Consider the following 21834-nt stretch of genomic DNA (forward strand, 5'->3'; position numbering starts at 1 on the left):
AATGGTCGAGGCCGCTGGCCCATCCTCACCCCTCCTGAAGCAGGGCGTGGGCGGTGCGGTCGTCCACCACCAGGGTCGTCATCAGGCCACCCGCCAGGGCGGCGCGCAGGGCCCTGACTTTGCCCAGGCCACTGACCACGCAGACCGAGTGCCCAGCGCGCAGGGTGCCCAGGTCTGGGCCGCTGCTGCGCGCGTTGATCGGCAGCCCAGTCCAGGTGCCGTCGGTGCGGAAAAACACGGTGGCAATGTCGCCGGCCACCCCCTGCGCCAACAGCGCCTGCTGGTCTGCCCCGCTGAGGTAGCCGGCCGCGTAGACATGGCTGGGCACCTGTGCATGGGCCGACCCCACCGAATACAGGCGCACATCGGCGCGGGCCTGAAGGGCCAGCACCTGCCCCACGCTGCGTTCGCGCCACATGGCGGCGCGGGTGGCGGGGTCGTCAAAAAAGGTCGGCACCGGGAACAGGTGGGCGCGCGCGCCGTAAGCCCCAGCAAAGCGCGTCATGGTGTCAGTGACAAAGCCGTCTGTAAAGTCCAGCGCGCTGGCACTGCCGTTGAGCTGCACCACCTGCAAGCCGGCCAGCGGGCGCGGCGTCAACATACGCGACACGGCGTCCAGGGTGGTGCCCCAGGCCAGGCCCAGCACCTGCCCAGGCCGCAGGGTCTGGTCCAGCAGCCGCGCAGCGGCCACAGCCACCCGTTCCAGCCAGACCGCTTCGGGGCTGTGCGGCGGCACCGGGACCACGTGGGGCGTCAGGAATGGATAGCGGGCGCGCAACTGCGCCTCTAAGCTCTGCGGCGCGGAATGCGGATCGTGAATGCGAATCTCAACCAGACCACTGCGGCGGGCGTAGGTGAGCAGGCGGCTGACTTTGGGCCGCGACAGCCGCAGTTCCTGGGCAATGGCCTCTGTGGTCAGGCCCTGGTGGTAATACAGGCGGGCCACCTGCGCCGCCTGTGCGGCCTGGTCGTCCCGGAGCGCCTCTGTCACGTCCCGCAGCATACGGCAAGACCAGAGGCTGATTCTGAACAAATGTTCAGAGGGTTTGACTTTTTGTTCAAGGGGTGGTGTGCTGGTGCCTGCGTCTCGCCTCTCCCCTTTCCCGCAGGAGCCACATGACCAGATACATCCTGGCCCTTGATCAGGGCACCACCAGCAGCCGCGCCATCGTGTTTGACCAGCAGGGCCAGATTCGGTTCACGGCCCAAAAGGAGTTCCCGCAGCATTTTCCTCAGCCGGGCTGGGTTGAGCACGATCCGCGTGACCTCTGGAGCACCCAGATTGGCGTGGCTCAGGAAGCCATCAGCGGGGCAGGGCTGCGGGCCTCTGACCTGGCGGCGATCGGGATTACCAATCAGCGCGAAACCGTACTCGTGTGGGACCGCGCCACAGGGGAACCGATTCACCGCGCCATCGTGTGGCAGGACCGCCGCACCGCGTCCCTGTGCGACGCCCTGCGGACCCAGGGTCATGAGGGGCTGATTCGGGAGAAGACGGGGCTGCTGCTGGACGCCTATTTTAGCGGTACGAAAATCGCCTGGATGCTGGACGCCGTGCCCGGTGCGCGTGACCGTGCTGAACGCGGCGAGCTGGCCTGCGGCACGGTGGACACCTGGCTGGTGTGGCAACTGACGGGCGGTGAACTGCACGTCACCGATACCTCCAATGCCAGCCGCACCCTGCTGCTGAACATTCACACCGGCGACTGGGACGATGACCTGCTGGCGCTGCTGCGGGTGCCGCGCGCGCTGCTGCCCCAGGTGCGGCCCAGCAGCGAGGTGTACGGTGAAACCGCGCCGGGCTTGCTGGGTGCCCGCGTCAAGATTGCGGGCATTGCCGGAGACCAGCAGGCGGCGACCTTCGGGCAGGTGTGCCTGCACCGGGGGATGGCCAAAAACACCTACGGCACCGGCTGTTTCATGCTGATGAACACGGCTGACGAGGTCGTGACCAGTCAGAACCGCCTGCTGTCCACTGTGGCCTGGCAGCGCGGCGAGGCGCGGACCTACGCTCTGGAAGGCTCGGTGTTTGTGGCGGGCGCGGTGGTGCAGTGGCTGCGCGACGGCCTGGGCCTGATCCGGGACGCGGCCGAGGTCGAGGCGCTGGCCACGAGCGTGCCCGACAGTGGCGGCGTCTTTTTTGTGCCGGCGTTTGTGGGCCTGGGGGCGCCGTACTGGGACCCCTACGCCCGTGGCACCGTGGTTGGCCTGACACGCGGCAGTACTAAGGCCCACCTGGCACGCGCCGCGCTGGACAGCGTGGCCTTTCAGGCCGCAGACCTGCTGGACGCCATGGAGCGGGACAGCGGCGTAAGGCTCAGCGACCTGCGGGTGGACGGTGGGGCCAGCCGCAACAACCTGCTGATGCAGGTGCAGGCCGACCTGCTGGGCGTGACGGTCACCCGCCCGAAGGTCACCGAGACCACGGCGCTGGGGGCGGCTTTTCTGGCTGGCCTGGCTGTGGGCTACTGGCAGGATGAGGCCGAACTGGAAGCGCTGTGGCAGGTGGACTGTCAGTTCGAGCCGGGGCTGGACCCGGCCGAGCGGGAACAGCGCCTGGTCCGCTGGCGCCGCGCCGTGGAGCGCAGCCGCGCCTGGGCCGAGGAGGACGTATGAAGACGCTAACTGACCCCCGCGCCTTGGCGCTGGCCCAGGCCACAGGCGGCCACCTGTGGGACCTGCTGGTGATTGGCGGCGGCGCCTCTGGGCTGGGCACCGCGCTGGACGCCGCCACACGCGGCTACCGGGTGCTGCTGCTCGAAGCCCATGATTACGCCAAGGGCACCAGCAGCCGCTCGACCAAACTGGTTCACGGCGGCGTGCGCTACCTGGCCCAGGGCAATGTCTCGCTGGTGCGCGAGGCGCTGCATGAACGCGGGTTGCTGCGCCGCAACGCGCCTCATCTGGTGCGCGATCTGGGCTTTCTGATTGCGGCTTACCGGCCCTGGGCTCTTCCCTTTTATGGGGTGGGCCTGAAACTGTACGACCTGCTGGCGGGCCGCCTGAACTTGCGCGCCAGTCGCCTGGTGGGCCGGCAGGAAGCCCTGAACCTCGCGCCGACCCTGACCCGCGAGGCCCTGAAGGGCGGCGTGCTTTATTTCGACGGGCAATTTGACGACAGCCGCCTGGCCGTGACCCTGCTACGCACCCTGGAGAACTTTGGCGGCGTGGGCCTCAACCACGCGCCTGTGGTCGGCCTGGTCCAGGAAGGGGGCCGAGTGGTGGGCGCCCGCTTCCGCGACGCCGAGGGCGGTCAGGATCACGAGGTCCGCGCCCGCGCAGTCGTGAATGCCACCGGGGTTTTCGTGGATGAGGTGCGGCGGCTGGAGCAGCCGGACGCGCCGGCCATGCTCTCGCCCAGCCAGGGGGTGCATGTGGTGGTGCCTCGCCACTTCCTGCCTGGAGACAGCGCGCTGATGGTGCCGCGCACCGACGACGGACGGGTGCTGTTCGCAGTGCCCTGGCATGACCATGTGGTCATCGGCACCACCGACACCCCGGTGCCCGGCACCAGCCTGGAACCGCGCGCGCTGCCCGAGGAGGTCGAGTTCATCCTGAACACTGCCGCGCAGTACCTCTCGCCGGCCCCCACGCGCGCTGACGTGCAGAGCGTGTTCGCGGGCCTGCGCCCCCTCGTCAAGGCGGCGCCTGGCACCGACACCAAGAGTCTGTCGCGCGACCACACCATTCGCGTCAGTGAGGGCGGCCTGCTGACGCTCACAGGTGGCAAGTGGACCACCTACCGGCGCATGGGTGAAGACACCGTGACCCGCGCCGCCGTCCTGGCCGGCCTGCCTGCGCGCCTGAGCCTGACAGAAGGCCTGTCTCTGCACGGCGCCACCACGGATGACCTGCCTGAACCCTGGCGGGTGTACGGCACCGACGCCGAACGTGTGCAGGCGCTGCCGGGCGCCGACACGCCGCTTCATCCCGCCCTGCCCTACGTTGAGGCGCAGGTGCGCTGGGCCGCTCGCCAGGAACAGGCCCGCACCGTGGAGGACGTGCTGTCGCGCCGCCTGCGCGCCCTGCTGCTGGATGCCCGCGCCAGTCTGGAGGCGGCGCCGCGCGTGGCGCAGCTGCTGGCTGAAGAACTGGGGCGTGATGAGGCATGGCAGGCTGAGCAGGTACAGGCCTACCGGGCGGTGGCCGAGGGCTATCTGCTGCCCGGTGGGCCTGAGGGGGCCGCCTCAACTGCGGCGGCGCCGACTGCTCTTGCGTGACAGATTGGAAGGGTGACTGCTCCTCCCACTGATTCCCTGGCGACCCTGGACGGGCAGGCTTCGGCGCTGCTTGACCGTCTAGAGGCGCTGCGCCGCCAGCCCGTGACGCCCCAGACCCTGCCCGAATGGCTGAGCGCCTGGAGCCGGATCAAATGCGACGTGCAAACCCTGTGGGGGACGCAGATCTGGGCCACCAATGTGAACACCAGAGACGCCGAGGCCCAGGCCTGTTACCGCCACCTCATGAGCGTCTGGATTCCGCAGCTCGGCGCGCACGACGAGTCGCTGGCCCGTCTGGCCCTGGACGCGGGGGTGGCTGACCGCTTTCCCGGTATTGCCCTAAAATTGCGGGCAGACCTGGGGGGCCAGCAGAGTGATACTTTGCAGGACCTCTTTTCTCAGGAGCGCCTTCTGGGCAGCGAGCACGACGTCATCACGGCCAATCAGGTGGTTTCGTGGGCAGGCGAATCCCTCAGCCTGCAAGAGGCGCAGGCCCGCCTGAACCATATGGGCGACTCGCCCGAACGCCGCGCGCTCTGGGAGGCCGTGAACACGTCCACCCTGCAAGGCGCGCAGGAACTGGATAAGCTGTTCAGCCGCCTGCTGGGGCTGCGCCAGCAGATGGCAGCGGCAGCGGGCGCGGCCACCTACGCCGACCACGTCTGGCAGCAAACTGGGCGGGAATACACTATTGCCCAGACCGAAACGTTCGTGGATGACCTGGCCCAGCTCTTTGCGCCGTTGCAGACGCTAGTCGCCGAGCGCCGGGCCAGGCAGCTGGGCACAGACAGGCTGCGGCCGTGGCACCAGACGGTGCGGGTCAACGCGCTGACTGACACGCCTCTGGCTGTCGAGGAGTACCTGCCCGCCGTACGGGAGATCCTGGGCGCGCTTGACCCAGCCTTTGCCGCCGTCGTGGACAAGTTGAAAAGAGAAGGAGGCGTTGACCTCGTGCCCCGCCCCGGCAAGGTCCAGGGCAACTTTGCGCTGCTACTCTCGGCCCAGGCCACCGCGCGGGTGCTGTGCAATGTCACGGGCGGCCTGGAGGAATTTCGCGCCCTATTGCACGAACTGGGGCACGCCATTCACTTTGTCACCCTGTCCAGTCAGCCTGAAACCACCCTCTGGGATACCTACGATTTTCAGGAAGTCTGCGAATTCTACGCTTTCGTGTTCACCATGCTGGGCACCGAGCAGGCTGCCAGACACTTTGACCTGAGGCCCGACGACCACCAGAAATACCGGCGGTCTCTGGCAGAAAGTTTCCTGACGCGGCTGCGCTCGGTGGATGAGCGGGTGCGGTTTGAGCTGTGGGTGTACCGGCAGCGCGGCGCGGTCACCCCCGCCGAGATGGACGCAGCCTTCCTGTCGCTGAGCCAGCAAGCCAGCGTGGACTGGACTGGCCACGAGGCCACGCTGGCCAAAGGCTGGCAGAGCCCGTTTCTCTTCCAGTTCAGCTTTTACAACATTGAGTACGCCATTGCGACCATCGCGGCGCTGCTGTTCTTCAAGGCTTACCAGGAGGCGCCGCAGGAGACGATGGCCAGATTCAAACGTGCCATGCGGATGGGCGCGACCGCCGGACCAACGGCCATCTTTGCGGAAGCGGGTATCTCGTTTCCCTTCTCGCGGGCGCAGCTGGAAACCGCCCGCGCCGTGCTGGCGGACTGGCTCAGCTAGGTCCTATAGCCCAAAGACCCCGCGCTGCTGAGGGTGCACAAGGTCCGTGTACTCCGGGTGCTTGCGAATGTAGCCAGCAATAAAGGGGCACATGGGCACCACCCGCTTGCCCTGGGCGCGAACATCGTCCAGGGCAAAGCGGGCCAGCTGGCTGCCCAGACCTTCGCCCTCGTGGCCCTCTTCAATCACCGTATGGGGCAGCATCACGGCGCCCTCGCCGGCGGGGCGAAACTCGGCGTAGCCCAGCACCTGCTCGCCCCGGAGCAGTTCATAGCGCTGGGTGTCGTCGTTGCGGCGAACTTCAGGGGTTTGGGTCATGGCCTATGGTGGCGCATAGCGGGCCGGACAGGCCATAGACAGGTTCTTCACGCAGCGTCTTCTGGCTGGCGCCTCCTTCTGGGCGCGCGGCGTGTCACCATGCCCCTATGCATGACCCGTTTTCGCCGCTGCCTCTGCCCAGCCGTCAGGAGCGGCGCGCCTTGGGCCGCGCGCTGCGCGTCACCCTGCCCCGGCGAGACCATGCCCAGTTCGAGGCTGCTGGCGACCGCACCGACCACATCCTGGCGGCCCTGCACGCCGGGGCCAACGGCTGCATGACCCACCTGCTGCCGCTGCGCTTTGGGCGTATGGTGGCCAGCCCCTTCGCTTTCTTTCGGGGAACGGCCGGCCTGATGGCCGCTGACCTGGCCGGTACACCGGTCACGGGCGAACGGGTGCAGGCCAGCGGCGACGCCCACTGCGCCAATTTTGGTGCCTTTGCCACCGGCGAGCGCAACCTGGTTTTTGACCTCAACGACTTTGACGAGACCCTGCGAGCACCCTGGGAATGGGACGTGCGCCGCCTGGCCACCAGTCTGGTGCTGGCCGCGCGTGAAGCCGGGCACAGCGAGGCCGACGCCTGCTTTGCGGCGCGCAGCGCGGCGCGGGCCTACCGCCTGCACCTGCGCACCTATGCCAGACAGCACCACCTGGACGTGTGGTACGACCGCATTGACGCCTCCGAGGCCCTGGCTGACATGGCCGCCGACGCCCGCGCGCACGGTCAGGCCATGTTTGCCAAGGCCAGTACCCGCACCCACCTGCATACGCTGAAAAAACTGGCGGTGCAGACCCCGGCGGGCTGGCGCCTGCGCGACGATCCGCCGCTGCTGGTCCATACCGACGACGCGCTGGCCGAAACCATGCTTGACGGCGTTCGCGCCGGCTACTTGGACAGCGTGGCGCCCGACCGCCGCGCCTTGCTGTCCCGGTATCACCTGGCCGACTGGGCGCTGAAGGTGACGGGCGTGGGCAGCTGCGGGCGCCGGGTGCTGGTGCTGCTGCTGGCCGCCGACGGCGACGACGTGCTGTTCTTGCAGGTCAAGGAGGCCCGGCCCAGTGTGCTGGAGCCTTACGCTGGCCCGACTGTGGCCCGCAACCCTGCGCACCGGGTCGTGCGCGGCCAGCAGCTGATGCAGGCGGCCACCGACCCTTTCCTGGGCTGGGCGTCCGGAGAGGGCTTCTGCGGGTATGTGCGCCAGCTGCGCGACCTCAAGGGCCGCTTTGAGCTGCAGGCGGTGACCCCACGCACCCTCGAAGAAATTGCCGAGCTGTGCGGCTGGGCGCTGGCCCGTGCGCACGCCCGCACCGGGGACGCGGTGGTCCTGGGGGCCTACCTGGGCCGCCGTGAAACTTTTGACGAAGCCACAGCGGCTTTTGGGGTCGCCTACGCCGATCAGGCCGAGCGCGACCACGCAGTGCTGGCCCGCGCCGTGAGCAGAGGCGAGATAGCCACTGAGGCCGACCTCAAGTAACTGGAAATGGAAATGCACCTGCTCCCTCTCAAACCACTGGCGAGGCGGCGCTTGTCGTATTGACCTCCACGTCCATCCTTTGTAAAAGCGGTTCAACCTGCGTGGACTTCAAGAGCCCCGCAGCAGGGTAAGCAGGAGACGCACAGGTTCCGCCGGGTTCGTTGCCAAAGCTGTCCTGGTCTCCGAACGGCAAAGTCGAACGCTATTTCAGCCTTCCAGGCTCTCTGCCGCGCCCCCGGTAAACCGCTTGGTCAGCCAGCGGTCAAAGCGGGCCAGGTTGTCGGCCTGACGCTCGTAGGCGCTCTGAATGGTGCGCAGTCGGGCTTGCAGCGCTTGCAGCCGCTCATCGCTGATAGGCACGTCGGCGCGGGTCCAGTCGTGGCGATAGGTGCCGTCTGGGGTGTGGGTGGCGCGGCGCAGAGTCACCATGTCGCGCGCCTCTTCCAGAGTCAGGCCCAGCGCCCGCAGGTCCATCAGGTCGCGCAGCAGCCGCAAGGCGTAGGGGCCGTAGAGCGCCCGTCCGGAGGCCGTCACGCTGTCTGGGGTCAGCAGGCCCAGGTCGGCGTAATGCATGACGGTGCGCCGGGTTACGCCCGCCGCGCGGGCCAGTTCGGCGGTGGTGTGGTACGGCGTCCCTGTCACGGTACGACCACCACTTTGCCAGTCACGCGGCGCTCCAGCAAGTCCCGTAAGGCGCGCGGCGCATCGTCTAGGGCATAGCGCGCGCTGACCAGGGGTCGCACCTGGCCTGCTTCTATCCAGGCCATCAACTGCGCTAAGTGCTCTGCGTTGCCCCTGGGGTCGCGCCGCGCGTATTCCCCCCAGAACACGCCGACCAGGCTGGCCCCTTTCAGCAGCGGCAGGTTAAGCGGCAGGCGCGGAATCTCACCGCCCGCAAACCCCACGACCAGATACCGCCCGTTCCAGCCCAGCGCCCGGAAGGCGCTCTCAGCCCAGTGGCCGCCAACAGGGTCCAGAACCACGTCCACGCCCGCCTTGCCGGTCAGGGTCTTCAGGGCCTCTTTGAGGTCGCCCTGCTCGTAATTCACCGTTTCGTCGGCGCCGTGGGCGCGGGCAACAGCCAGCTTGTCCTCCGTGCTGGCTGCGGCAATGACCCGCGCGCCCAGCGCTTTGCCAATCATCACGGCGGCCAGCCCCACCCCACCCGCCGCGCCCAGAACCAGCAGCGTCTGCCCGGCTGTCAGGTGGCCCCGGTCGGTCAGTGCGTGCAGGGCGGTGCCGTAGGCCAGAGGCAGGGTCGCGCCGACCTCAAAACTCAGGGCGCTGGGCAGTGCAAATGCGGCCCTAGCCGGGGCTTTCAGGTGCGTGGCAAAGGCGCCGGTGCCGGTAAAAGCCGTCACGCGCTGGCCCACGCGCAGGTGCGTGACTCCCTCGCCGACGGCGGTCACCACGCCCGCTGCCTCAGCACCTGGGGTGAACGGCAGTGGCGGGCGCACCTGATACTGCCCGGTCACCATCAAGGCGTCGGGATAGTTCACGCCGGCGGCGCGCATCTCCAGCACCACCTCGCCGGGGCTGGGAACTGGCGTGGGAAGGTCTTGAACCGTCAGGGTTTCAGGCTGGTCAAAGGCGGTGCAGGTCAGGGCGCGCATGGGGAAACCTCCAAAGGAACGGGCGAAAGAGGCAGAATAGAGGCATCTTAACGTGAACGTCCAGAATAGACGTGAACGGACACCCTGGCCCCTCCCCTTTTCCTGCAGGAGACCCCATGACCCCTTTTCTGAACCGGCGCGACCTGAGTTTTCAACTGTTTGAGGTGCTGGCCACTGGCACCCTGCCTCGTCGTCCCCGCTTTGCCGACCACAGCCGTGAGGTCTACGAGGACATTCTGAACGTGGCCCACACCGTGGCCGAGCGGCATTTTGCCAACCATACGCGCGAGGTGGACAGCCATGAGCCGCAGGTTGTGGACGGCAAGGTTGTGCTGCCTGCCGCAGTGGCCGGCGCCATGCGCGCTTTCCGCGAGGCCGGCTTTTTCAGTGCCCACCACGACGAGGCTCTGGGCGGCTTGCAGCTGCCGTGGGTGGTGACGCAGGCGGTGCAGGCGCATTTTCAGGCGGCAAACATCGGCTCTAGTGGCTACCCCTTCCTGACCATCGGGAACGCCAATTTGCAGCGCCTGTTCGCCTCGCCGGAGCAGCAGCGCCGTTACATGCTGCCGCTTCTGGAGGGCCGCTGGTTCGGCACGATGGCGCTCTCGGAACCGCAGGCGGGGTCCGGGTTGGCCGACATCACGACCACCGCCACGCCGCGCGGTGACGGCACCTACGACATTTCTGGAACCAAGATGTGGATTTCAGGCGGCGAACACGAACTGACCGAGAACATCGTGCATCTGGTGCTGGCCCGCATCGCGGGTGGGCCGGGGGGCGTGCGCGGCATCAGCCTCTTTCTGGTGCCGCGCTACCGGGTCCAGGACGACGGCCGCCCCGGCGAGCCCAACCATGTCGTCCTGGCTGGCCTGAACCACAAGATGGGCTACCGGGGCACCGTGAACACCCTCCTGAACTTTGGCGAGGGTGGCGAGACGGTGGGCGAGCTGGTAGGCGAACCGGGGCAGGGGCTGGCGCAGATGTTCCACATGATGAATGAGGCGCGGATTGGGGTCGGTCTGGGCGCGGTGATGCTGGGCACCGCCGGTTACCTGCACAGCCTGGCGTACGCCCAGGAGCGGCGTCAGGGCCGCCTGCCGTCGGGCAAGGACCCCCATGCACCCCCGGTGGCCATCATTGACCACGCCGATGTGCGCCGTCTGCTGCTGCGTCAAAAGGTGTTCGTGGAGGGGGGGCTGGCGCTCGGGCTGTACGCCTCTTCACTGGTGGACGACCTTCAGACTGGCCCAGAGGAAACGCGCGGGGACACAGGTTTGCTGCTGGACCTGCTGACGCCCATCGTCAAAAGCTGGCCCAGCCGCTACAGCCAGGAGGCCCTGAGTGACGCCATTCAGGTGATGGGCGGCGCTGGCTACACCCGCGACTTTCCTGTGGAAATGTACTACCGCGACAACCGCCTCAACCCCATTCACGAAGGCACTGAGGGAATTCAGGGCAACGACCTGCTGGGCCGCAAATTGACCCAGAAGGGTGGGCGCGGCCTGGTGGTGCTCTTGGAAAAAATAGAGACAGACCTTGCGGCGAGTGACGGCTTCGAGAGGCTGGAGGAGATCCGCGCTGCCCTGCGGCAGGCACTGACCCAGACCCGCGAGGCCATCACGTCGCTCCTCAGCCGCGCCGCCGAACTGGGGCCTGACGTGGTGCTGGCCAACGCCAACAGTGCCCTGGAAGCACTTGGGCATACGGTGGTGGGCTGGATGTGGCTGCGGCAGGGGGTGGCTGCGGCGCGCGCCCTGCCTGACGCCCGTGGCAGCGACGCTGATTTCTACCAGGGCAAGCTCCACGCCGCGCGCTTCTTCGCCGTGTACGAACTGCCGAAGGTACGGGCGTACGCCGAACTCCTGCGCAGCGCCGACCTGACTACTCTAGAAATGCAGCCAGGGTGGTTTTGACGAGAGTGCTCAAGGCTGAGATGGTTCACGGGTGTGGCCCTGCATGGCCGGGCTGCTGAGGTGCGCTGCGATAGGTCTACTTCGTCTTCACAGCGGTATGGTGTTACAGCAACAGTGGGAAAGCATCACCTATTCCCCGAAAGACGCTCTTTCTGGTCGGAGACTGACTTTCTTGCACCGCCTTCCGCTCAAAGCACAGCTAGAGCCGTGCTCAACTCCTCGCGTTTGCACACTTCATCTGCAGGCAGGAACAGCCTGTCTTAAGTTCACTTAACTGATTGGTGTCAACCACTCCCTGCACCTCCGCTGGCGCGGCTGAGTTAGGCTCAAGCTCCACGTCAGTTTAAGTTTTGTCACCGGTTTCATAACCGGCGGCGGGCTCTGTTGACGTGCCGGCACGCCCCGCGTGTGCCCCGGAGGTGACATGACGAAAACCCTGCGTTTTTCTGCTCTCTTTGCCGTCCTGCTGCTCGGTGCGTGCAGCGCCCCGACCTCGCCCGAGGTGGCCGCCAGCCCAGCTTCGGGTACGCTCTCCGCGCAGTCGGTCCTCACCTGGCAGGCGCTGCGTCAGGGCGACAGTGGCCGCGACGTGGTCACCCTGCAATACCTGCTGCGCCACCGGGGCCAGACGGTGACGGTCGACGGCGCGTTTGGCGCCGGGACCAACACCGCCGTGCGGAATTTTCAGACCGCCAACGGCCTGACCGTGGACGGCATCGTGGGTGGGAACACCTGGGAAAAACTGATTGCCACCGTGCGTCAAGGGGACAACAACAACGCCGTGCGGGCCGTACAGGACCAGCTCCGCACTGGGTACAGCTACAGCAGCGTGACGGTCGACGGCGCGTTCGGCCCTGGGACCGACACGGCTGTGCGCGATTTCCAGACCAAGCGTGGCCTGGGCGCCGACGGTATCGTGGGCCTGAACACCTGGCACGCGTTGGTCACGGGCAGCAGCACTGGCGGCACCGGCACGACGGCCAGCCTGGCCAGTCAGATTCTGAATAACAGCCGGATCACGCTGGGGACTAGCAGCTCAACCTCGGGTGGCAATCCACGCCAGAACATTGCGGACACCGCCGCTGGGCGCCTGGCCAAACGCGGCTGCGCCGGCAACGCCAACTGCGGACTGACGGTGGCCCTCAAACGTCCCTTGCTGCAGGCCATGCTGAACATCGCGGGTGGCAATTCGTATTACGTGACCTCGATTGCTGGCGGCGTTCACTCGGCCAACTCGGACCATTACGCGGGTCTCGCTTTTGACATCGGTACTTGGAATGGCGTGAGCCTGGCGAGCCCCAACAGCGCCCACACGGCGGCCCGCAACGCCTGTCTCGCGGCGGGCAGCGACCCCAGCCAGACTTTTAATGCGTACTACGACCCGCCCGGCGGCCACAGCAACCACGTTCACTGCGCCTGGAACTGAGCTGTGAGTCAGACTCCTCTCAATGTTCTCAACCGGCGCGATGTCCTGCGCCTCGGTGCCCTGCTGGGCGGCAGCGCCTTTCTGGCGGGTTGCGGCCTGAATGTCCCCTCCGCCAATCTGCCCGCTTCGCCGCTCAACGCGCTGGCCGTGACGCAGCCGTCCGTGGCCGGAACAGTGGCCTGGTCGGCGCAGGCGCCCAAGTCGCCGGTGGTGCTGCTCAGTGCCCGGCCTACCCGCATCCTGATTCACCATACGGCCAGTGCCAACACGGCTGACCTCTCGCGCGCCCAGGCCTACAGCCTGGCGCGCAGCATTCAGCAAAGTCACTTCTCGCGTGGCTGGATTGACTCGGGCCAGCAGTTCACCATCAGCCGGGGCGGGTATGTCGTCGAAGGCCGTCACCGCAGTCTGGAGGCGGCGCAGGGGGGTCAGCAGCACGTTCAGGGGGCCCACTGCGACGGCTTCAATGACGTGTCAGTGGGCATCGAGAACGAGGGTACATACATGACCGTTTCGCCTCCGGGTGGGCAGTACAGCGCCTTGGTGGGTCTGTGTGCGTGGCTGTGTCAGCAGTACGGGATTCCAGCAAGCGAACTCTACGGCCACCGGGATTTCAACAACACGGACTGCCCAGGCGACGTGCTGTATGCCAAATTGCCGCAGCTGCGGGCTGATGTGGCGGCCCGGCTGGGGGTGAGTCTGCGCCTCTGGCCCACCACCCGCGCCCCCATGACGGGCGAGCGCGTTCGGAGTGCCCAGCGTTTGCTGCTGGCTGCGGGCCAGACCCTGACGACGGACGGCACCTATGGCAGTGGCACGGCCAGCGCCGTGCGTGCCTTTCAAAGCGGTGTGGGGCTCACCCCCGACGGCGTGATTGGCTCGGTGACCTGGGAGCGCCTGATTCGGACGGTGCGTCGCGGCGACAGTGGGCCAGCGGTGCAGGCCGCGCAAGGGCAACTGACCGCGCGAGGCTACAGCGTGACGGTGGACGGCATCTTTGGCTCCGGCACCGAGAACGCGGTGAAATCATTTCAAGCCAGCCGTAGTCTGACCGCCGATGGCGTGGTGGGGCCGAATACCTGGTTTGCTCTGCAGAGCTGAGGTCTTTTCTTGCGCTGCCCGATTCCTATTTGGGCAGCGCTCATCAGTCTTTGAGGTCTTTACACAAACCCTTATCCAGTCGCGGCAAGCAGTCCTACTGGCAAATGTCAACCTAACCACTCATGACTGTGAGCCTCTATGGCCTGCATTGCTGGACGGGTTGTTAAGCCCGCATGACCACGACCGGCGAATAATTTTTCTTAGACAAAAATTTAAAATGCAGCCTTGACAGTGGAAAAACTATTCAGACGGCATCCAATCTAGATAGTATATTTGAACACAGTCTAAAGCTGTCTAGAGAAGGAGCGTTCATCGTTCCAGCCTCAACCCACTGAATTCATTGACCTTCTTCTGATGGCGCTCTAAGATTCGCTTCACGAGTTACATCCGCAGTTCATCTGCACCGAGTCTGTACCGACGAACGGTTTTCAGTCGTGTTCCGCTTCTTGCTGTTCACTTCCTCTTTCCGGTTAGCTGACCGCCGTTCTCCGCCCATTTCTCAGGAAGGAGTTACTTCACCCCATGGCCCTGAAACCTCTGTCTGTCGGTTCTGCCTTTTTGCTCGGCACCCTTCTCATCGGCTGTAACCCTGCACCGACCCCAGTGGCCGATACCACTGCCCCCACCATCACGCTGAGCGCTACACCTAGCCCAGTGACGGCCAATGGAACGTTTACCTTGAAAGCCACTGCCAGCGACAACGTGGCGGTGACGAAGGTGGAGTTTTACGACGGAGCAACCAAGCTAGGTGAGGACACCACTGCGCCTTACGAACTGCCGGTTAACGTCACTATTGCCAATAACGGCAAGAAGACCTACACCGCTACTGCCTATGACGCGGCTGGAAACAAGGCTAGTGCCAGCTTTGAAGTCACCGTCAACATCACAGACGTAACGGCTCCCACGGTCACCTTGAGTGCTGCGCCTAACCCCGTGACTGCTGCAGGGACCACCACGCTGACTGCTACGGCCACTGACGACGTTGGTGTGGCCAAGGTGGAATTTTATGAGGGCGCCACCAAGCTCGGTGAGGACACCACCGCCCCCTACACCTTGCCCGTTGTGCTGAATGCTGTTCAGAACGGCAAAAAGACGTACACTGCCACCGCTTACGATGCCGCTGGCAACAAGACCAGTGCCAGCACCGATGTGACGGTGAACATCACTTCGACCAGCGCGCCTCTACGCGGCACTGTGGTAGACCAGCATATTGGCGCTCCTGTGGCTGGCAGCACCATCACGGTCATGCAGGGTAATACGACCCTGGGCACAGTCACCACTGATGCCAATGGCCAGTTCTCCCTGCCAGGCCTGACTGCTGGCACTTATGACCTGGCAGCGCGCAAGACAGGTATGGCCGGTTCCAACCTGTACGGCGTCACAGTCGGCACTGAAACCCCCAGCGTGGAACTGGTGCAGCGCCCCGCCTTTGACACAGCGGTGAGCCCTGAGCCCGCCAAGCTGACCCTGACCCGTGCTGACGGCAGTGCCCTGGCTGGAGCGACGTTCACGAACAACGTGGACTTCAAGATTGTCACCAACGCTGATTACACTGGCCCCATCCGCATTATGTACGCTCAGCTGGGCCGCACGCCGGGTTCGGGCGTGATTACGTCAGCGGCCACGGCGAACAACTGGAACTTCTCTCCGCCTCAGGACAAGCAAGGTGCCGTTGACTCTGGGGCTGTCACCGTTCCTAATGCCGCCTCCCCTAACTTCATCGCGGGTTTTGGCAGCGCAGCAGGCGAGACAGTTTACCTGCAAGTCATGGTTGTAGATTTCAATTACAACTACTCGCGCTACGTGGTACCGATTAAGCTGATCAACACCAATTCGGCCACCGCTAACACTGTCGTGGCCCCGACAGCTGCCGCTGCCACAGCCTTTACCCTTAAGCAGGAAGGCTCTTGGACCACGCCATACAGTGTTCCTGGCGTTGACGCTGCTCCTAACGGGTCTGGTGTATTCGTAGAAGTGCGTTGGTGCTACACCGACACCAGTGCCGCTGCGCGTCCCTTTGCCTTCGACATTGAGCGTTCTAGTGACGGCACCACCTTTAGCAAGATTGGAACAGTGGGCGGCGGCTCTAGCGCCAGTTGCTCAGCCACCAACCAGGCCACCCGTCCTTTTAACTTCCGCGATACCAGTGCTGAATTGACTGCTGGCAAGACCTTCACCTACCGCGTGAAGGCGCGCGGCGCCAACACGGTGGCCAGCAACACCACCCAGACCACGCCGCTGGCTCAGTTCCAGCCGACCTTTATCGCGCCTGGCGATGAAACCACTGGTGTGAGCATTAACCCCACCTTCGTCCTTGGCCAGAACCAGACAGCTATTGGGGCAGACGGCGCGGCTTATAACATCCGCCTGCGCGACCTGATGACCCAGACGGGCTACAACCTGCCGGGTGCCGCAGGAAACGCCCTGATCCGTGTGGAAGAAGGTACGGGCCCCAACGGCAATGGCATTGCTGCTGGTCAGAGCTTGGTGTTCCTGAGCACCGGTGCTGTTCTGGGTGCACCGACGGCTGCAGCCAACGTCCTGACCGACACCAGCGCCAAATACGGGACAGTCAAGAACCTGTATCCCGTGGACACGACCGCTCACACGGTCAGCATGCCCTGGAACGTCTTGGTGGCTGCGCCCTTGCAACCGCTGCGTCCCTACAAGTGGGAAATGTACTCGGGTATCGCTTACAAGTACGCGCCCACTGAAGGCAACCGCATCTCGGCCTACTCGACTTACACCTGGGCGGCTGATGCCAACGGAAATCCAGTGGCACCCATCAACCAGACCCGTCCCGTCAACATCAACTGGGACTTCATTACCGGCGAGAAATAAGGCTGGCCCTGGGAGGTTCCCCACTTCCCAGGCCACGGTCCCATCTGCTTTCCCTTTCCCTGTGAGGCTCTGAACATGCGTAAGAACTTTCCGCTGACCCTGGGTGTGCTTGGCCTGACGGCCATGCTTGCCGCCTGCTCCAGCCAGAATGCTCCTGTGGCCGCTGCGCCCAGCACCCCCGCCGCCGACCTCCAAGTGGCCAAGAGTGGCAACCTGCAATACGTGAAAAACCAGGTGGTCGTGGGCTACGACTCCGAAGCCGGTCTGGCTGCTGCGGCTAAGGCCATGGGCGGCACCGTGCTGCGGACCATCCCTGAAATCCGCGCCGCACTGATTCAGGTGGACGGCGACGCCCTGAAAATGACTGGCCGCGGCAAGGTGGACGGCGTACGTTACGCCCGCATAAATACAGTGGTGACCCCTGACCGCGGCGAACCCGTAGTGGCTCCGGCCAGCCTGGCGCCTCAGGCGGCCAACGCCGATCAGGTGTTTGACGTGCTGCCTCAGTACGCCCTGGACCCCCGCCACCTGAATGCCAAAGCGGCCTGGGACAAGGGCCTGACCGGCAAGGGTGTGGTTGTGGCCGTCATTGACGATCCGGGCGACGTGACCCACCCCGACCTGGCCCCCAACTGGGCAGGCAAGGCTTTCGACCCCCGCCAGAACAAGGTGTACACCGATGGCGCTGCCTGGAAAGGCTACTTCCAGAAGCCAGAGAACTCTCACGGCACGTTCGTGGCGTCCAGCATCATCGCCGCCAAGAACGGCAAGGGCATCGTGGGTCTGGCCTATGAAGCCAAGTGGATGCCTGTCGTGATGTTTAACCCTGGTGGCTACTCCAGCTTTGAAATCGCGCTGGGTGCTGTGTGGGCGACCAACAACGGCGCGCGTGCCATCAATAACTCGTGGGGCGGCGGCGTCTCCTTCGGGCCGGTCAAGGACGCCTTTGACTACGCGATGGCCAACGGCACGACCGTTGTGGCCTCCATGGGCAACTCCTACCACGATGAGTTCCAGTATCCAGCGGCGCTGCCCGGCATCATTGCCTCGGGTGCACTGGACGCCAGCAACCGCAAGGTGACCTTCTCAACCAGCGGCCGCCACATTTCCAGTGGTGCACCTGGTCAGGACACCATGCTGGCCAACCCCACCTGGCTTTCCCCGGTGACCGCTGATAAACCCGACGGCGGCTACGCACTGATTTCAGGCACTTCTTTCTCCTCGCCCTATACCACCGCCATCGCCGCCCTGATTCTGCAGAAGTGCCCAGCCGCCACGCCCTACCAAGTGCGCCGCGTCATGGAACTGAATGCCGACGGCACTATCGGCACCAACCCGAACGGTTTTGACCGTGAAACCGGTTGGGGCCGTCTGGATGCAGGCAAGATTGCCCAGAACCTGACTGACTGCGCCGCGCTGCCTGCCAAGGGCGCCAACGTGAAGATCAATCTGACCTACACCAGTGGGACCAACGGCACCCAGAAGGGCATTCTGGGCGACGTGATTCTGCGCGGCCAGGGCATGCGCGCTGGCGCCACCGATGACCCCACTCCGCTCTACCTGTCCCCCACCGATGACAACGGCGACGTGCGCTTCAGTGAAATTGCTCCTGGCACGTACGACATGTACGTGGCTGGCCCCGACCTGAGCACCACCGGTGGCAAGACCGAGGAGCGCGGCACCTTTGTGGGCACCCTGACGGCCACCAGCGGCTCGACCTACTACGCCCCCAATGAGAAGCGCATCCTGCTACCAGCGGCCTTCGTCGACACCAATCCTGTAGACCCCTACGAGCCCAACGATGATTTCCCCGACGCCAAGACGGTGGCTTACGGTCAGACCACAGACCAGGGCTACATCTTCGGTCAGCCTCAGGACTACGACTTCTTCAAGTTCACGGCTGCCGCTGGCGACCAAGTGAAAGCTGAAGTCCTGGCCCGCGAGCAAATTGGCGGACAGCTGGATTCCTACCTGTTCCTGCTTGATGCTACGGGCAAGATTGTGGCTCAGAACGATGACCGTGCCAGCGGCACCGACTCGGAAGTCACGGCAACTCTGGCCACGGCAGGTACGTACTACCTGGTTGTTACCAGCTTCGATGTTGCTTCGGGTGGCACTGACGACAGCCCCTTCAACAAGTTCCGCCTGAAACTGACCAAAACGAACTAAAGCCTCTTGCTGCGCGGCGTCCCGGACTTCTGGGGCGCCGCTTTTTGGCTTTTTGATCTGGCGTTCTCTGCCAAGCGCGCCACTGGCATGGGGCTTAACCACGCCACCGGCCCTTAAGTTGGCTTTCTTTGTCCACCTCCCACCATTGCGCCGAGTAACGTGGTCTGCCAGGATACGTGGCTCCCCTGATTGGGCCGCGACATCCTGCTTCGTCCTCCACCCCGTACCAGCCCCAAATGCTGCCCGGCGCACGGCGGGGCCCTCGCCACCCAGGTACGATGCCGCTGCAATGGTTCCTACCCTGCGCCTGGACCGGGGCACCCTCGTCATGACCGAGGTGCCGGCCTGTGTTCGCGACCACTTCCTGTGGGACGCGCGCAGTCAGTCGTGGCGCGCGCCGGGCCGGGCTTACCGTGAGGTGGTCGAGGCCCTGCGCGCCAGCGAGGTACCCTTCCGGGATAGCGCCTCGGCCTTCGAGAAACTGGAGTTGTCGTTTGCCCGCGACGTGACCCCTTACCCGCACCAGACGCGCGCCTTGACTGCCTGGAAACGGGCCGGGCGCCGGGGCGTGGTGGTGCTCCCTACTGGCGCGGGCAAGACGCTGGTGGCCCAACTGGCGCTGCGCGACACCCCCCGCAGCGCCCTGATTTGTGTGCCCACCCTGGACCTCCTGCACCAGTGGTATGCGGGGCTGGTGGCGGCCTTTCCTGACCTGGCAGTGGGCCTGCTGGGCGGCGGCAGCCACGACGAAACGCCGCTGCTGGTCAGCACCTACGATTCGGCGGCCATTCATGCCGAGACACTGGCGGGGCGCTACGCCCTTCAAATTTTTGATGAGGCGCATCACCTTCCCAGCGACTTCACGCGGGTGATTGCCGAGATGGGCGTGGCGCCGTACCGCCTGGGCCTGACCGCCACCCCCAAGCGCAGCGACGGCCGCGAGCGCGACCTGGAGTCACTGATTGGCCCCGTGGTGTACCAGGCGGCCCCCGAAGACCTGGCCGGCGAGACCCTGGCCCCTTACCGTGAGGTGCTGATCCGGGTGACCCTCAGTCCCTTCGAGCAGCGGCGCTATGACGACCTGGTGGCCCAGCGCAACGAGTTCCTGCGCCTCAGTGGCATTCGACTGGGGTCGCTGGAAGGCTGGAAGCAGTTCGTGATGGCCAGCGGCAGCCCCCACGGCCGCCGCGCCATGCTGGCCCACCGTGAGGCCCGCTCGCTGGCCTATGGCACCGACGGCAAACTGCGGGTGCTAGAGGAAGTCCTGGCCAACCATCCCCAGGCCCGGACCCTGATCTTCACGGACGACAACGCCACGGTGTACCGCATTAGCCGCGAATTTTTGATTCCCGCCATTACCCACCAGACGCCTGTGAAAGAGCGTCATACGCTGCTGGAAAAGTTCCGGTCGGGCGACTACCGCATTCTCGTCACCAGCCGGGTCCTGAATGAGGGGGTGGACGTGCCCGAGGCCAGCGTGGCCGTCGTGCTGTCAGGGACTGCCACCGAGCGCGAGCATATTCAGCGGCTGGGCCGTATCCTGCGCCGCGCTGAAGGCAAGCAGGCTGTGCTCTATGAAGTTATTACCCAGGGCACCAGCGAGGAACGGGTCAGCCAGCAGCGGCGCGGGCAGTGGTCGCCGCCTGGCTTAGAGGACTTTGGGGTCCTGAATGCTTCCGACTGAGCTATTGCTGTTCCGGGTCAAGGCGGGCCTGGTTGAACCCCGGCGCCTGAAACCCACCCCGCAGAACCTCGCCCTGGCTGAAACCCTGATTGCCGCCTTTGAGGCCCATGTGGGCAAGCGCCGCTGTGACCTGGACGAGGAACTGCGCGCCCTGGAAGCTGGACGGCAGGATTTTAAGGTGGTGCGCGGTCTGGCCCACCTCCTGAGCAACCTGGGCACCTTTGAGGCCAGTGGGCCGCTGGAGCCGGGTACTGTGCGTTCGCGCGTCTTTGAGCTGGCGCAGACCGGCGTCCCCAGCCGCCGGCATACGGCGCAGGTGCTGGAGCAGGCGGCCCGCTCCCTGACGGCCCAGGCCACTGGCAGCGGGCGTCCCCTGAACGCCGACGAACTGCTGGGGGCCCTCTACGCTGACCTGCCGGACCAGCAGACGCTGGTGGCGTTCGAGCCGCCTGCGCCCCTGGAACTCATTCACCGCTACGATTTGGCCCAGGCGCAGGGCACCCTCTACCGCGCCTATGAGCTGGTGATCACCGCCCGGCGCAACGAACCGGCGCGCTACAAGCAGCTGCTGAAGTACCTGAAGTTCTTTGGCCTGATGGCCACCGTCGAGGGGGACGCCAATCTGGGCTTTACCCTGACGCTGGACGGACCTGCCAGCCTGTTCGGCGGCACTACGCGCTACGGCCTGGGCATGGCCAAGTTTTTGCCGGCGCTGCTGCATGTGACGAAATGGGACCTGAGCGCGAGCCTCAAGCCCCGGCGCGACCTGGCCTGGGTGGACCCTGCCGACACCGAATGGTCGTTTCAGCTGACCAGCGAGGACGGTTATGTCAGCCATTACGCCCCCCCCCAGGAACACGACAGCGCCCTGGAATCGGGCTTTGCCGAGCGCTTTGCCAAACTGGAGACGCCCTGGCAGCTTGAACGTGAGGTGGACCTGGTGCCAGTGCCGGGCGGCGTGATTCTGCCGGATTTCCGCTTAGTGAACGGCGACCGGTCCGTGCTGGTGGAAATCGTGGGCTACTGGCGCCCCGAGTACCTGCGCAAGAAATTCGAGCTGCTGCGTAAGGCTGGACGCACGGACGTGATTGTGTGTGTGTCTGAACGCCTGAACCTGGAGCGTGCGGGTGTCAACCCCGCTGATTTTGGCGAGCGCCTGGTGTGGTTTAAGGGTGTGCTGAACCCCAAGGAGGTGCTGGCCCTGGCCGAGCGCCACGCGGTGACCGAGACCTAGTCTGTGTGGTCTTGTGCAGCTGGGTAGTAGGGCGGTCAGAGTGCGGCCTCTCCGTCTACAAAAAGCTGGGCGCCCGGTGAGGGGCGCCCGTATCTTGGTGTGGTGGGGGTTCACTGCTGCGCGCGGTCCGGAGTGGTGCGGCCCGGAAACAGCACCGGCA

15 protein-coding genes are annotated in these 21834 nt (G+C 65.2%); 11 read left to right on the forward strand and 4 right to left on the reverse strand.

Features of this window, described 5'->3' with window-relative positions:
* Positions 1–25 precede the first annotated feature (25 nt).
* Positions 26–991, reverse strand: a complete 966-nt coding sequence (locus GO986_RS06430; protein ID WP_369409199.1) for a sugar-binding transcriptional regulator — start codon at positions 989–991, stop codon at positions 26–28.
* A 125-nt stretch (positions 992–1116) separates the two neighbouring features.
* Here GO986_RS06430 and glpK point away from each other — a divergent pair, with 125 nt between their 5' ends.
* From glpK to GO986_RS06445, 3 genes are read left to right on the forward strand one after another with little or no spacing between them, the layout of a single operon-like run.
* The gene (gene glpK, locus GO986_RS06435) at positions 1117–2616 is read left to right on the forward strand and encodes a glycerol kinase GlpK (RefSeq protein WP_157458459.1); all 1500 of its coding nucleotides are present in this window, start codon (positions 1117–1119) and stop codon (positions 2614–2616) included.
* On the forward strand, positions 2613–4220 hold the full coding sequence (locus GO986_RS06440) for a glycerol-3-phosphate dehydrogenase/oxidase (protein ID WP_157458460.1): 1608 nt from the start codon (positions 2613–2615) through the stop codon (positions 4218–4220). Before glpK ends, GO986_RS06440 begins: the two co-directional genes overlap by 4 nt.
* 12 nt (positions 4221–4232) lie before the next feature.
* A complete protein-coding gene (locus GO986_RS06445) occupies positions 4233–5900 on the forward strand; it encodes a M3 family metallopeptidase (protein WP_157458461.1) in 1668 nt (555 codons plus the stop codon).
* Between the two features lie 3 nt (positions 5901–5903).
* Here GO986_RS06445 and GO986_RS06450 read toward each other — a convergent pair whose 3' ends face one another.
* The gene (locus tag GO986_RS06450; protein ID WP_157458462.1) at positions 5904–6218 is read right to left on the reverse strand and encodes a GNAT family N-acetyltransferase; all 315 of its coding nucleotides are present in this window, start codon (positions 6216–6218) and stop codon (positions 5904–5906) included.
* Positions 6219–6325: 107 nt separating this feature from the next.
* On the opposite strand from GO986_RS06450, the gene GO986_RS06455 reads away from it, so the two are divergent.
* On the forward strand, positions 6326–7693 hold the full coding sequence (locus GO986_RS06455; RefSeq protein ID WP_157458463.1) for a DUF2252 domain-containing protein: 1368 nt from the start codon (positions 6326–6328) through the stop codon (positions 7691–7693).
* A gap of 207 nt (positions 7694–7900) precedes the next feature.
* On the opposite strand, the gene GO986_RS06460 is transcribed toward GO986_RS06455, so the two are convergent.
* A complete protein-coding gene (locus tag GO986_RS06460) occupies positions 7901–8335 on the reverse strand; it encodes a MerR family transcriptional regulator (protein WP_369409200.1) in 435 nt (144 codons plus the stop codon).
* Positions 8332–9306 carry an NADPH:quinone oxidoreductase family protein gene (locus GO986_RS06465; RefSeq protein ID WP_157458464.1) on the reverse strand — a complete coding sequence of 325 codons (975 nt, stop codon included), beginning with the start codon at positions 9304–9306 and terminating at the stop codon, positions 8332–8334. The genes GO986_RS06460 and GO986_RS06465 overlap by 4 nt, the downstream gene beginning before the upstream one ends.
* Before the next feature lie 116 nt (positions 9307–9422).
* Between GO986_RS06465 and GO986_RS06470 the strand changes: the two genes are divergently transcribed.
* The 7 genes from GO986_RS06470 (at position 9423) to GO986_RS06500 (ending at position 21674) form a co-directional block, all read left to right on the forward strand.
* Positions 9423–11219, forward strand: coding sequence for an acyl-CoA dehydrogenase (locus tag GO986_RS06470; RefSeq protein ID WP_157458465.1), 1797 nt, complete (start codon positions 9423–9425; stop codon positions 11217–11219).
* 424 nt (positions 11220–11643) lie between these two features.
* Positions 11644–12645 (forward strand): peptidoglycan-binding domain-containing protein, encoded by a 1002-nt coding sequence (locus GO986_RS06475; protein WP_157458466.1) that lies wholly within the window; start codon positions 11644–11646, stop codon positions 12643–12645.
* 3 nt (positions 12646–12648) lie between these two features.
* Positions 12649–13746 (forward strand): peptidoglycan recognition protein family protein, encoded by a 1098-nt coding sequence (locus tag GO986_RS06480; RefSeq protein WP_369409201.1) that lies wholly within the window; start codon positions 12649–12651, stop codon positions 13744–13746.
* A 522-nt stretch (positions 13747–14268) separates the two neighbouring features.
* Positions 14269–16587, forward strand: a complete 2319-nt coding sequence (locus GO986_RS06485) for an Ig-like domain-containing protein (RefSeq protein ID WP_157458467.1) — start codon at positions 14269–14271, stop codon at positions 16585–16587.
* Positions 16588–16662: 75 nt separating this feature from the next.
* Positions 16663–18756: a S8 family serine peptidase gene (locus tag GO986_RS06490; RefSeq protein ID WP_157458468.1), complete on the forward strand. Its 2094-nt coding sequence runs from the start codon at positions 16663–16665 to the stop codon at positions 18754–18756.
* A gap of 289 nt (positions 18757–19045) precedes the next feature.
* Positions 19046–20440, forward strand: coding sequence for a DEAD/DEAH box helicase family protein (locus tag GO986_RS06495; protein ID WP_157458469.1), 1395 nt, complete (start codon positions 19046–19048; stop codon positions 20438–20440).
* Complete coding sequence (locus tag GO986_RS06500) at positions 20427–21674, forward strand: DUF790 family protein (RefSeq protein ID WP_157458470.1); 1248 nt, start codon at positions 20427–20429, stop codon at positions 21672–21674. Before GO986_RS06495 ends, GO986_RS06500 begins: the two co-directional genes overlap by 14 nt.
* The last annotated feature ends 160 nt before the right edge of the window (positions 21675–21834 follow it).

The organism is Deinococcus arboris, from assembly GCF_009755355.1.
GTDB lineage: Bacteria > Deinococcota > Deinococci > Deinococcales > Deinococcaceae > Deinococcus > Deinococcus betulae.